The sequence below is a fragment of the Leptospira sp. GIMC2001 genome (genome assembly GCF_028462125.1).
GTDB lineage: Bacteria > Spirochaetota > Leptospiria > Leptospirales > Leptospiraceae.
Window position 1 is genome coordinate 1,502,317 of sequence record NZ_CP115468.1, and the last position, 13,535, is coordinate 1,515,851.

Sequence of the window (13,535 nt, forward strand, 5' to 3'; positions counted from 1 at the left end):
TCTCCAAAGGAGACGTTGGCGTTGGCACGAGATTGCGGTGAGCAAAGCGAAAAAAGCAATCGTAGTGACACCCGAATGGGTCTGAAGCTCCTCTTCATTCAAGACAAAGGAGCGAAGACGTTTCCAGTAACGCGGAGTTATGCGTCGTATTTTTAGTAACCTCAAATTTTATTTATATTTTACCTTAAGTTCCATATTTCCGCCATTACCTAAATTTAAGGTGATAGGCATATCAGGAAGTTCACTTTTTATTTTGATTCCAGCATCATGGGATACTTTGATTTCCATCTCCTGGACGCCGTTTTCTTTTCCTGCTTTTATTAATTTAATAGCAAGTTCAGCTTGTTTTGCTGTTTCATCAGATGGTGAAAAAACTTTCTTCAATAAAAGGTAAGATAATCCTAATAAAGGATTTAATACTACGGAGGCAAGGGATCCCAAAAATTTGATTGCTTCTTTTTTTCCTTTATCTGTTGTAAGATCATAAGTATTCATAAATTTACCAATCTAGACTTTTTTTTGTTTTGAAAAGAATCTTTTTGCTTATTCCGAGGAAGTAATTAACCATACGTCTAATTAGTGAAATTCTTACTCTTCTTCCTCATCATTATATTCTGCAAAAAAATTGGTAGCTTCTTGAAATAATCGTTTTGTATCAATTCTGGATAGTTCAAGTTTATTTGCGAATTCCATTAGAAATTGATCCTCCTCTTCTCTTAGCTTGTTATCACAAAATACTACTAAACTTGCCTGGAAATTGAAATTTTCCTCATCTTCAAGTTCATCGGCCAATCGACAAATATCTTTTAGAATCATAAGTTAATGAATAGTATCTAGCATCAACTTTTTCATTTACTACTTTTTGAGACCGATAGTATCTAAAATCTCTGGTTTTATGTAGAAATCTTCTTCGCCGGCTTGAATGAACCATTCATCGGCCAATAGACCTAAGAACTCTTCCTTCTCTTCAGATATTTCGTTAACAGCTTAAGCTGTATGACCCCAAACGGATGCCAATGCAATGAAATATCGTAAAAATCCCTCTGCATTGAATTATTCATCTTTTTCTAACCATTCAAAAAATTAATCTAATCCTTGTTTTGCTAATTCAATTATAACATCTGCGGTTTCTTTAGTATTTTTTTCTACCATCTGCTCGGTCTTTCTCCTTGATTTTAATATTTTAACTTATAGGTGGGACAAATTTTAAATGCATTTAAAAATATGACGCATAACGGTATGACTATCCGACGTAGATCCTAGGTGAGCCTCCAAAGGAGGCGTTACCGTTGGCACGTATTCTTGCCTTTGCAAGAATCGTGACTAGGATCTATGTGTCGAAGACCAAGCACTGGGTTCCTCAAGAACTCAGTGCGCAGCGGATGGTCGTTGTTATCTGCTGCTGCCGTCATTGAGGCAGGGATGCCGACAACTTACGAAATATACTTTCATATTCTGATTCTATTTGTAAACCAAAATAAATCTTCGATTACTTATCTCACTTAAATGAAATTCTAAATTTTATTCTTTGATCTTTTTACTTAGAACGTCTGATTATAAAAGAATTTTTTCTTAGATGATTTTTATGTTTTTCACAAAAATCATGAGCGAAACGGAAAAACATACACTAATGAGAAAACTTTATTAGTGAATTCTAAATTTTTCACTTTAAAATCCTGGAATCTAGAAACAAATTTAAATATAAATTTTTTTAATCCACCAATAGGAAATAGTTCGTGTAAATCTGGAAATTGCTTTGATAAAACTTTCAAAACTATTATTAACTATGATAAACAGAGAAAATGTTCTTAAAAAGTCTTTCTTTTTCTTTGAATCAATATCAAAAAAATTTGTAGAACTCAAGATGAATGTCGTTCTACTTCAATGAAAAATTGGCATTCAGATCTTACGTTTTCAAGTTCAAACAAAATCTTTGAAAAAACTTACTCAATTTTTTTTCAATCAAAAATAGTCGCTCTCATCAAATGGTGATTTGAATTTACTTTCTTTATCTTATTACTTTATTCATGTTATGTGAAATTAATTAGACTTTTCTTGGAACAAAACAATAATGTCTTACAATCTTTTGAATTAGTCCTTTTTTAATCGATGAGCGGACACGATGTCCGCTCTTCCAGGCAGTTGCAGATAACGACTCCCTCTTCACGCAGTTGTCGAGAGGTGAGTCCCCGGAGCTTGGTTGGGAAGGGACCCAGCCAAAAAAGCGATGGGGACGTTACCGTTGGCACGAGGTTGCTTCGAGACGAAGTTGAGAAAAGCAACCGTAGTGACACGACAATTGCCCCAAGCCCTCTTCATGACTACAAAGGGCGCAGGGGTGAAATGTGAAGAGGGTAGTTAGCGGTCGTTGATATCAATATACCATATATTTTCAAAATTCTTTTTGGCGTATAATTTCCTGAAATATTTGTCTATCATCTTTGATAAAAATTGATTCCGTTTATTATTGAATTTAATTTACACGCTATAGTGATCATTTCTTTCTTGAAAAATATGCTTTAATTGTTAAAAATATTCCTACAATCACTAAAATAATTTGAAGAGTCATAATAAAACTATTGTTATCAAATTCTTCTTTTTGAAGCTGTGGAAAGAACATTCGAAAGGTACCAAGTATAATAATAACGTAACCGATTATTGTTATTAGTGTTTGCCAACCATAAATCCAAATATTATGACTTCTTATTATAGCCAATCCAGCTACAAAAAACAATACACCATTCAAATAGATAAGAGGAACTATTTGTGTGTCATACAGCGTTGGGTTCCAGAGTTTCATCTCAGACAAAATCATAACTAATAATGTCGGTCCAACAATTCCTGCTATAAATTTTGACTTTTCGGCATTTCTCTCTGTCTTAGGATATATTTTTTTAATTGAAATAATGATTAGACTCCATTCAACTATGATGATATTTAAAATATTTTATTTTTAGTCAATGAGGAATTATTGAAAGTTTTAACAGTATCAAATATCTTAATATCAAACTGATTAATTCGCTCTTCACAATTTTAATTTTAATTTAAATTTCTATAAATTTTAACCAGATTTTTCTCATTTGAATAATACAAAAATAAAATTCAGTAATAGAAAATATTCTTTTAGGATTATGAATGAAATGATATAAATATTATTAATAACTTAAAAAAGTTCTTTCAGAAAATTCCGGAAGTAACTCTAAATTCTGACCATATAAATGCAAATGAAAACTAGGAATACTTCCAATTACCTCTGTTGAATGAATCTCAAAATTTTTCATAACTATCACGTCCCCTCTATTAACTAAGATTGAAGAAATTTTTTGGACTTTTTTTTCATTTCCATCTATTAATTTATAGAAATGGTTTAATTCTATACCGCTTATACCTGCAATGATAGCCCATGTTTGATGACTGTGAGGAGGGCTTTTTACACCAGGAGCATCCGACACTAAGTAAAGTGCAATTCCGGATTTTCTATGAGAGATGATAGGATAAAGTAATTCTTCACTGTGTTTAGCCATCTTATAATTGTCTAACCAATATTTACTTTTTAGGGCTAAAATTCGAAGGTCAGAAGCAATTAATCCTAGATTTTCTTCAGTTAAACCTTTATTTGCAATAATATTTGAAGATTTATCAATGAATCTATTTATTTCTTCCATTTTTCTAAATATTTCTGTATTTTTGAAAGTTTATCAATGACCGCTAACGGTCAGACTATCCGACGTAAATCCTAGCTGAGTCCAGCACCATTTAGTGAGCTATGCGAATGTTTAAAATGGTGCTGGACGTTAGCGTTGGCACGAATTCTTGCCTTGCAAGAATCGTGACTAGGATTTATGTGTCGCAGACCGAGCCTGTATTTCAGGCGCAGCGGATAGTTGGTGTTATCTGTAGCCGCCATTTTCTCGGCAAGGATGCCGACTTTCTTCGACAGTATTTTTATCGCCTTTCTGTGTTTTAAATTCAAATAAGAGCAAATTCAATCTGAAATGAAAAATTATGCCTTAAACTTCATATCCGTGACTGAATCTTTGATTTTTTCAATCTTGAAAACGCTGATTGGCGTTTGGAGATTAAGTATAACATATAGCTTATACATGATACGAAAATCAGAATAGTAAAACTTTGTTGGAAAATTAAACGTGAATTCTTTTCTATTTATTTATTTTTCAACAATCGTAAGGGAAAAAGCAATAACAAACTTATTTTGTTCACAGCTTTTATTTTCTTTATAAACTGAGAACCTAAATCAATCTGTTCAATTTCAAATTAGAGAAGACAATAATACTTTAATAATGAAAATCAAAACTGAAATCTGAATGAAGCTTCTTTGATCTTTTGTAAACTGAGAATAAACTAAAACAGCAATTTCATCTGAACAAAACCTTTAATTCACATTCTTATTAGTTTTTACAATAATAAGCGGTTAAAACTCTCTTTCTTTGAATTAATTCTTTTAAATTTAAAAAAAGCGGACAGGACGTCCGCTCTTAAAGGCGGTTACAGATAACGAGGAGTCTACCTGCCGTTCGGGATAGGTGAGCCTCTGGTTTCCCGAAGGGCTCCGTGCCTGAGGATTAGAAACCTGAGGCGTTACCGTTGGCACGAGATTGCGACGAACAAAGTGAGTCAAAGCAATCGCAGTGACTCCCGAATGGACCCGAAGCTCCGCTACCTAAGGACGAGGAGCGAGGGTTTTTACAGGTAGACGGAGTTAAGCGCAGTAGCTTTTCCAGGTTTTTACGTTAGCTTCGAAATGAAAGATTCGTTTTTATTTGAGAAACTGTCAATGATATTAAAAAAGTAATGCTATAAGAATGTTGGATTAAGGATAAGTTACCTTGGGATTTGACTAGAACTCTCATTCATAAGCTTTTGTAAAAATGGTCCTAAAGTGTTTAAGTGATTGTCAAATGAAAAAATCATATTTCGAATTTCTGGAATATCAATATTCATGACCTGCCCCCATTTTCAGTACCAATAAATAAGTTAGTTTTCAATAAAATCTTATCCAAACTTCAACTTATATTCCAATGGGGTCAAGTAGTTTAATGAAGAATGAAGTCTTTCCTCATTATAATCCTTTTGATATATTTCTAAGGCTTTAGATAATTCATTTTGGTTTTTAAATAAGTTAAGATTCAAACACTCATCTCTCAGCTTACCATTGAAGCTTTCTATAAATGCATTCTGAGTAAGCTTTCCTTTATCAATAAAATGGATATCTATACCTTTATTTTCAGCCCATTCTCTAAATGCCGTAGAGGTAAATTCCGTTCCATTATCTAAGACAAAAGATCTTGGAAGATTTTCTAGAGAATCTAAAAATTGAATTAACTTAAGTGAGGAAAAAGAATATTCTACATGAAGAATTGAATATTCCCTGCTGAAGTGATCAATCCCTGTTAGTATTCTTTGTTTTCTCTGATCCAATGTTCTCTCAAAAACGAAATCCATAGACCAAACTTGATTTGATTTTGTTGGGAGTTCTAAAGGCTTAGATGGTATTGTTTTCTTTCGTTTATTTGATTTTGTCCTTATTTTTAGCCCTTCTAATCGATATAAACGGTAAATCTTTTTATGATTTACAATCTTTCCCGATCGACGTATCTTTTTGTATATTCGTCGATAGCCATCTCGCTTTCGTCGAAAAGCCAGTCTTCTAATCTCATCTATTGTATCAGTATCTGGTGGTTTACTTTTATAGTAAAATGTCGACTTGGGATATTCTAAAAGTTTCAGACTGCTATTTTGAGAAAGTCCTTCTTGAATTAACAGGGATACTGCTTTCTCTTTATGCTCCCTGTTCAAAACTTTTTTCCTAAAACATTCTTAATCGCTTGGATTTCTAAAGCTTGTTCAGCTACTAATCTTTTTAGGTTGGAATTTTCATTTTCAAGTGATTTTAAAAGTTTCATATCACTCATCTCCATTCCTCCATATTTGTTCCGCCATCGGTAGAAGGTTTGCTCAGTTATCCCATATTTTCTAGCAACTTCCTTAATGGGAATACCTGATTCTGCTTCCTTAAGAACTTTATAGATCTCTGATTCTTGAAATTTCTTTTTTGCCATTGTTTTCTCCTATTATCATCGGTGAAAACTAACTTATTAATCGGTTCAGTTTTTGGGGGGCAGGTTATTCAAAATAATTTCCATTACATCTTCCATATCGTGATCTCTATGTCCTATCGTAAAATGACGTATTCTCTCAAGTGAAGCTCTCTTCTCTCTTTTATAATCAGTAAAATTTGCATTAATCTGATTTAATTCAGCAATAAGTGACTGGCTGTTAGGAAGAGTCGAGATAGCTGTCCGTAATTTTCTTCCCATTAACTGAGGTATATCTTCGGATGCCTCGAATATTATTAAAGCAGCTTGTCGCGCAAAATAAACACGTTTCCAATGATGATTAGTGAAAAGCATTTCATATCCAGCAACAGCTAGATCATAGGAACATATGTTTACGAAGCCTGCAAAATTCCAAATAGTATTATGATAAACGAGTTTATTATTTAAGGTGAAGCTGTTTGCATCATGTATCAACGATAACGTTTTTTCTAAATTTTTAAACTTTCTATTGAAATTTCTTTTTAATCGAAATTGACTTATTTTCAATATGAGCTTAAAAATCATATTTTCATTTTTATTGTCATTTAACATAAGCTATTGCGCTTAACGGTCTGACTATCCGACGTAAATCCTAGCTGAGCCTCAAAGAGGCGTTAGCGTTGGCACGCATTCTTGCCTTGCTAGAATCGTGACTAGGATTTATGTGTCGTAGACCAAGCCTGTATTTCAGGCGCAGCGGATAGTTGGTGTTATTCGCTGCCGCCGTCTTCGAGGCAGGGATGCCGATAACTTTCAAGATAAAGTCTAATAATCAGATTCTCTTTGAATATCAATTTAAATCTCAGATTACACAGACTGCCTAGGTGATATTTGAATTCTTTGGTCTTTCAACTTGGAACGTCCGTTTGGAAACTTAAATTGTGGAAAATAAGTGAAACTTTTTAAAAATTCAAACCTTCTCGGAAATAAAATACATCCACTATTCAATGAACTTTGTTGGCGATCTTCGGATTTTTCTTTTTAAAAATTTACTTCGTGGTTAAATGTGATACCAAAATCTTCCTTTTCTTAACTTGCATTTTTCAAAACCAGCTTTCCTATTTCATTGAAGCAATGAATAACATGTAAAACGAATTCAAAAAGTCTTTCATTTTCTTTGAATCACTTTCGTATAAAATTACTTTTAGATACGTTTAACATCCAACTTCATCTTTATTTTTAATTTTAAATTACCAATTTCGAGGTCAAATTCAATTTAAGTTAGAACATTCTCAATTAGTATTTTGAATGAAGATAAAATCTCTCTTTCGAATAGGTTTGGGACATTCTTTTTGTATTTTCTCCTTTTAAATTAATTCCTACTTTAGAAATTCGAACAGCACGACCATTTCCCTCGGAAATAGCTATCTATTCTTTTAAAATTTTTCTTTTTATTTTCAATAAGCGGACACGATGTCCGCTCTTCTAGGCGGTTGCGAATAACGAGGAGCGTTACTGCCGTTCGGGATAGCCGAGTCTCCAAAGGAGACGTTGGCGTTGGCACGAGATTGCTGTGAACGAAGAGAGCAGAGCAATCATAGTGACACCCGAATGGGTCTGAAGCTCCGCTTCTTCAAGGACAAAGGAGCGAAGACGTTTCCAGTAACGCGGAGTTATTCGACGTTGGTTAATCTAAACTGGAAAGCGATTTAAATATTTGTGTTTAGATTTCGCTGAAAAGGACGTGGCTGGTTTTCAGATACTAATTTGCTTATTATTTTTATCGAACATTTTTTAATCTAAAGTAGGCTAGGAAACCGTATTTCTAATGATCAATTTTAAAAATGACTTTTGCAATAGCAAAGGTATCATTATTAACAAGCCTACTGAAAATTAATCATTAAGTTTCCTATTTATTATAATAATTTATTCCTTAAATTTCTTATTTTAACTAAAGCTATCTTAAAAGATATGACAGCATAGGTGTTCTCTTTTTATACAAAATATTGTCACTTGGCAATTTCGATATGAGGCAGGTTTCGCAATCAAACTATAAAATAAATCTTTTAAGTTTTATAAACAACTAGAAACAGTACTATCTAAATTTCTAGGTTCACCGATTATTTTACCCTGAAAAGGTTTGTAGCTGTTAATATAATAGGCCTCTGAAATCTTGCAAGTATCGAGCATAAACTCAACCCAATATGCAAAACTGGTGTTATTGTCTGGGCATGGTGAAAGAGATATATTTCTCACACAATTATTATAATCCCTTAACCAAACATAATTACCTTCATTATTATCAAAAGTGGAATCGGAACAAGAAAGTGCTCCAAAAGGGGTGGCATCCGAAGCATATTTAAATCCAATACTTGTGCAAAAGGAATATTTAGCCCACATCAGGTCAAAATATCTTTCAAGTGCTCTATTTGCCGAAATGACATCTGCTGTGTCTACGCCAGCATTCGGGCAAGAGTTAAATATAAATAGAAATAAGAGAATGAACAAGAAACTCAAAATACGATTAATTTTCAATTTTATACATCCATCCTTATATTAAAAACCAATGTCGAATAACGAGGAGCGTTGCTGCCGTTCGGGTTAGCCGAGTCTCCAAAGGAGACGTTGGCGTTGGCACGAGATTGCTTCGAACGAAGTGAAAAAAGCAATCGTAGTGACACCCGGATGGGTCTGAAGCTCCGCTTCCTTAAAGGCAAAGGAGCGAAGACGTTACCAGTAACGCGGAGTTAGGCGAAGGAAGCTTCATATAGATCTACTTTCTAGGGTATATTTCATCTACCACTTTACTACAAAATTCTAAGCAATCCCAAATCAAAATAAGTAGAAAAATATCAATATGGATATTTGATAATATCAAATTTAATTGAATAAATATTCACTTTTTGAAAGCGCTTATAATAAAGTATAAAATATCCGTAAAAGATTCCACTATAAAAAGATATTTAAAATACAATGTAATTATTCAATTTTATATTTATTGATGACTTATGAAATTTGAATCTATAACATCTATATCATATTATTATAATTATTTTGATTCTTTTTTGAAAAGTTCAATTAATTTCGTATTTTTGATTGTCTGAGCAAAATCATAAGGACTAACACCATATTTATTTTTTAAATTAGGGTTTGCACCTTCCTTTAAAAATATTTCTAAAATATTAATATCTCCATCTCTTAAGTTAAATACCGCTCTCCAAAGTGCAGTATTTCCATGAGAATCTTGTATATCGACAGTAGCCTTATTTCTTAATAATTTATTAATGATTTCGGTTTCTAAATTCATAGCTGAAAAATGTAAAGCTGTAAAACCGTCGTCGTCTTGAGCATCGATGTTTATTTCAGAATTTATCAAAGAATCGATTAGTCCGCAATCTTTTGCAAGTATAGCATTATGTAATGGCGTTCGTCCATATTTATCTACACCAGGTCTATCTTTCTTTTTTGGTAGTTTTTTATTCATTTTATTTAGCTTCTTTCGCCTAACGTTCAGACTATCCGACGTAAATCCTAGCTGAGTCTCGTAGAGACATTAGCGTTGGCACGAATTCTTGCAATGCAAGAATCGTGACTAGGATTTATGTGTCGTAGACCAAGCCTGTATTCCAGGCGCAGCGGATAGTCGGAGTTAGTCCTCGTCGCCTTAAATTCGGCAGGGAGGCCGATGGTTGCTCTTAGTTCTTTCTATTAATTATTTTAATAATCTATAATTATTTTGAGCTTCGCAAATTAGAAATATAAAAAAACGATAAATGGAATGCTTTATACTTAATAAAGTAATAATGAACGGAAAAGAAAGAGGGTAGGCGATGTTCTAGAAAATTTATCTTTCAAAATTATCTTAACTTTGTAAATTGTATATAACATTGTTTGAAATGTTATATATTTAAGTTTTGAAATAAAAGAATCGTAGAATCTTTCTTTTTGTCTGGAACATATAATTTGATTTCTTAATCACTGTTTACGAGAAACGCTGATTCACTGAAAGCAACAGTGATTTACACTCACGACATTATTAAAAAGTCATATTAAATCACTTTCAAACAAGGTATTTATTAAGAACTTTAAATTGATTTTTAATAGAAATGATTAAGAAATTGATAAGATAGCATAGAATGAGAAAATGAAATATTCGAGCATAAACATTGTATTATTTAGAACTAAAGAAATCGAAAAAAAATATAGATCTTTTTTATTACTAAAAAACGTAATGCTCTGAAGTTAAGAACTTGAAATTTCCATTTTTTTCGAATCTTTGATTTTTTCTTTAATAAATAAAAAAAGCGGACACGATGTCCGCTCTTAAAGGCGATGAGGACTAACGAGGAGCCTACCTGCCGTTCGGGATAGCTGAGTGTCCGAAGGACACGTTAGCGTTGGCACGAGATTGCATCGAGACAAAGTCGAGAAAAGCAATCGAAGTGACTCCCGAATGGGTCTGAAGCTCCTCTTCGTTAAAAACAAAGGAGCGAGGACGTCTCCAGGTGGGCGGAGTTAGCCGCAGTAATAATTAAAGACTAAATATATCTTCATATAATATTTTAGCGAGATAGTCCGTTCTTTTCTTTACTTCTTTATCATTAATTATATTCATATTATTCAAATAACTATCAATAGGAAATTTTTCATTTTTTATAATTTTCAATTTTTCTTCAAATGCCTTATTTTTTAATTTGTTTTGTAATGCTGTACTAATAAATAAAAGATTTCCTATACTTCCAATATTCTTAACTTTAGATTTTTTTCCTTGTGATGGATTTTCAGGAGCTAAATGTTCAATAGTCAAATTTTCATAATCTATTGTTAGTGGAGAATTTTTAACATGATGTTCTAACAATTTTTTTAATGTATATTGAACTAATTTTTTATCTTTCTGTTGGCTCGAAGTAAAGTTAAGATTTTGAAAATTATATAAAAACAAATTATATTCTGGAAACTTAGTCTTCAATTTCCCTTTAAATTCTTTTAATTGCTTTGAAATTTTATCCTTATCAATTTCGTTTGCTAAATTTCTTGCTGCACCGGCATGAAGAGAGGACATTCCACCAGTAGAACGACTAGAAGTGATAGCCGTATAAATGTAATGAAATTTTTCTATTGTATTAAACCAATCTTTGGCCATTTTCATTGATATAATTTTATTTTTATAATGCCTAAAAATCGCAAGCGATAAAGGAGCATTCTGTAACAATCCAAAAATAGTCATTGCTTTAATTGAATCATACAATGGATATTCTTGTTTAGAGAAATTATTTTTATTAGGAATTAATACTTCTTTATAATACTCACTATTAACAATTAATTCATCCAAAGATGTTTTTGCAGTATTTTTAGTGACTGTTTTTTTATAATTTTTATATAGATTTTTTAAATTTATATATTTACCTTGGGATAGCCAATAATGAAGCATAAATTGATCAATTTGCGTTGAAGAAGAAATATCCTGTATATTCTCTACTAGCTTCTTCCATTTATCTTTTACTAAATCTACATGTTTATTTTGATTTTTTATCAATTTAGTGTATAAATTTTTAATCAAATCAGACGCAGAAAGATCTTTCCCTCTCGTATTTAAGGTTTCGAAAATAATGTAAGCGTCTTCTTCATTATCTAATTCGATATAAACAAAACTAAGAGAAAGTATTTTGTCCCTTAGGTTTTTTAATGACTGAATTTCTTTTTCTTTATTAGTTTTAGCTACTTCTAGTAATTTTTCTTTAAAAAAATCGTATGCTTCTTTAAGTCTTCTTTCTTCATTTTGAAAAGAAGGATTAACATCTGGTTGACCAAATTTTTGAATATGCTCTTGAAAATACGGATAGGAAGTTTCAGTTTGAATAATATATTGATGTTTATTATTAATATCTGCTCTTTCGATGATATTATGTATTCCTGATGCAAGATTCTTTTGTAATAATTCACTGAATCGATTTCTTATGGTACAAAGAAGAATTGTAATAGTTGTTAATCTTTGTTGACCATCAACTAAGTTATAAGATTCACCATCATGTTTATAAACTACCATTGAACCAAGGAAGTAGTCTCCGCTTTCATTTTCTTTAACATCATTCCAAAACTCATCTAAGTTATCTCTATCCCATGAATAAGGTCTTTGAAATCTTGGGATTCTGTAAAATCCTGAGTCAAATAATTTTTTAATGTTTCTGTCTATTGAGGTAATTTTCATATTTTTCCTTTTTTATTATTATTGCGGCTAACGATTCAGACTACCCGACGTAAATTCGAGCCGAGTCTCGAAGAGACGTTAGCGCTGAATTTATGTGTCGTAGACCAAGCTCTGCAGTCGCTTTAGCGACATTCAGAGCGCAGTGGGTAGTCGGAGTTATTTGTAGTTTTGGCACGCTAACTTAAAAATACTGTCTTTGAGAAAACCGCGATCCGACTGAGGCATCTTCTTACATTAGGAATTTGCCGAATTCTCTCAACATACTTTCACTTTCCGAGATAATGCACATAGCATAATTGAATCGAGCAAGTTTAAGCAAAGCTAATCCCTATTACTTTCTAATTTATTAAGCGGTTTTCGAAAAGAATTAAACCCGACTTTCAATTAGAAGCCAAAATTAGAAATAACGAATGAGCTTGCCGACGTTCCTCGTAGCTGAGCCTCCAAAGGAGGCGTTAGCGTTGGCACGTCTTCTTGCTCTGCAAGAAGCGTGACTAAGAGGAATGTGTCGAAGACCGAGCCGGAATTCCGGCGATGCGGCAAGCGAAAGTTATGCGAAGTCTTTTTCACGTTGATGTTTTCAGTCGATTCGATTCATTCATAATATTTGTCATGGGCTTTCCTAGAGAATTGATGATATCATCATAAAGAAAGACTAATTTCATAATGGATGATTTTTCAATTGCTTTATATATATTGTCGTACTCAATAAAATTCTGATCTCTATGACTGCAAAAAGCATTTCTAACATATTGGAGATCCGAAAAATAACTCTTCTTAAAATTATGGACTTTATTCCGTTCCATCTTTAATTCATCTAAGATTTCTTTATTAATTCCCAGCGTAATTAATTCTTTAGATATTTTTCCTCCAAGTAAATTTTCGAGATCATTGAGTGATTCATAGATAATATTAATTATATTTTTTATATATAATCGTTGCTTATCAAAATCTGTTTCATAAGTCAATAATTCGATTGCATGTTTTGATTCAAGAGAAATGTATAACATATATCCTATTGCACTCCAAATTACTTTAATATCTTTCCAATTTTTCTCCTCAGATCTTATTATTACCTTTTTCACAGTTTCTAACATTTTATGCAAATCTGAATATGTTACTGAAAATTTAGATTTTAGTTCTTTCTTATTTTTCTTAACGTAAACTGAAAATGTTCCTTTAGTCCCTTCATCAAGTTCCAGTATATCCCATGAATAATTTTTATTACGAGTCATATATTGAGAAAAAACATCAATAAATTTATTTTTTTT

The 13,535-nt window shown here is 32.2% G+C and carries 11 protein-coding genes; all 11 read right to left on the bottom strand.

The genetic code is table 11. From position 1 onward, the window contains the following. Positions 1 to 168 precede the first annotated feature (168 nt). Positions 169 to 495, bottom strand: a complete 327-nt coding sequence (locus tag O4O04_RS08275) for a hypothetical protein (protein WP_272535360.1) — start codon at positions 493 to 495, stop codon at positions 169 to 171. A gap of 93 nt (positions 496 to 588) precedes the next feature. Next, positions 589 to 792, bottom strand: coding sequence for a hypothetical protein (locus tag O4O04_RS08280; protein WP_272535362.1), 204 nt, complete (start codon positions 790 to 792; stop codon positions 589 to 591). A gap of 1,702 nt (positions 793 to 2,494) precedes the next feature. Continuing rightward, positions 2,495 to 2,800 (bottom strand): hypothetical protein, encoded by a 306-nt coding sequence (locus tag O4O04_RS08285; protein ID WP_272535364.1) that lies wholly within the window; start codon positions 2,798 to 2,800, stop codon positions 2,495 to 2,497. A 355-nt stretch (positions 2,801 to 3,155) separates the two neighbouring features. After that, positions 3,156 to 3,665, bottom strand: a complete 510-nt coding sequence (locus O4O04_RS08290; protein ID WP_272535366.1) for a cupin domain-containing protein — start codon at positions 3,663 to 3,665, stop codon at positions 3,156 to 3,158. Positions 3,666 to 5,013: 1,348 nt separating this feature from the next. Then, positions 5,014 to 5,817 carry an IS3 family transposase gene (locus O4O04_RS08295; RefSeq protein ID WP_272535200.1) on the bottom strand — a complete coding sequence of 268 codons (804 nt, stop codon included), beginning with the start codon at positions 5,815 to 5,817 and terminating at the stop codon, positions 5,014 to 5,016. Beyond that, positions 5,814 to 6,080: a transposase gene (locus O4O04_RS08300; RefSeq protein WP_272535201.1), complete on the bottom strand. Its 267-nt coding sequence runs from the start codon at positions 6,078 to 6,080 to the stop codon at positions 5,814 to 5,816. The genes O4O04_RS08295 and O4O04_RS08300 overlap by 4 nt, the downstream gene beginning before the upstream one ends. A 45-nt stretch (positions 6,081 to 6,125) precedes the next feature. Further along, positions 6,126 to 6,668, bottom strand: a complete 543-nt coding sequence (locus O4O04_RS08305; protein ID WP_272535202.1) for a hypothetical protein — start codon at positions 6,666 to 6,668, stop codon at positions 6,126 to 6,128. A 1,461-nt stretch (positions 6,669 to 8,129) separates the two neighbouring features. After that, positions 8,130 to 8,591: a hypothetical protein gene (locus tag O4O04_RS08310; RefSeq protein ID WP_272535367.1), complete on the bottom strand. Its 462-nt coding sequence runs from the start codon at positions 8,589 to 8,591 to the stop codon at positions 8,130 to 8,132. Between the two features lie 514 nt (positions 8,592 to 9,105). Beyond that, a complete protein-coding gene (locus O4O04_RS08315) occupies positions 9,106 to 9,540 on the bottom strand; it encodes an ankyrin repeat domain-containing protein (protein ID WP_272535369.1) in 435 nt (144 codons plus the stop codon). A gap of 1,047 nt (positions 9,541 to 10,587) precedes the next feature. Further along, entirely contained in the window at positions 10,588 to 12,264 is a 1,677-nt protein-coding gene (locus O4O04_RS08320; protein ID WP_272535370.1) for a DUF262 domain-containing protein, read from the bottom strand. 566 nt (positions 12,265 to 12,830) lie between these two features. Further along, on the bottom strand, positions 12,831 to 13,499 hold the full coding sequence (locus O4O04_RS08325; protein ID WP_272535371.1) for a hypothetical protein: 669 nt from the start codon (positions 13,497 to 13,499) through the stop codon (positions 12,831 to 12,833). Positions 13,500 to 13,535: the final 36 nt, after the last annotated feature.

What these genes read in the sequence shown, in the direction of transcription:
- O4O04_RS08315 (WP_272535369.1), bottom strand. Translation starts at nt 9,540, where the DNA reads ATGAATAAAAAACTACCAAAAAAGAAAGATAGACCTGGTGTAGATAAA.
- O4O04_RS08300 (WP_272535201.1), bottom strand. Translation starts at nt 6,080, where the DNA reads ATGGCAAAAAAGAAATTTCAAGAATCAGAGATCTATAAAGTTCTTAAG.
- O4O04_RS08285 (WP_272535364.1), bottom strand. Translation starts at nt 2,800, where the DNA reads ATGAAACTCTGGAACCCAACGCTGTATGACACACAAATAGTTCCTCTT.
- O4O04_RS08325 (WP_272535371.1), bottom strand. Translation starts at nt 13,499, where the DNA reads ATGACTCGTAATAAAAATTATTCATGGGATATACTGGAACTTGATGAA.
- O4O04_RS08290 (WP_272535366.1), bottom strand. Translation starts at nt 3,665, where the DNA reads ATGGAAGAAATAAATAGATTCATTGATAAATCTTCAAATATTATTGCA.
- O4O04_RS08275 (WP_272535360.1), bottom strand. Translation starts at nt 495, where the DNA reads ATGAATACTTATGATCTTACAACAGATAAAGGAAAAAAAGAAGCAATC.
- O4O04_RS08320 (WP_272535370.1), bottom strand. Translation starts at nt 12,264, where the DNA reads ATGAAAATTACCTCAATAGACAGAAACATTAAAAAATTATTTGACTCA.
- O4O04_RS08305 (WP_272535202.1), bottom strand. Translation starts at nt 6,668, where the DNA reads ATGTTAAATGACAATAAAAATGAAAATATGATTTTTAAGCTCATATTG.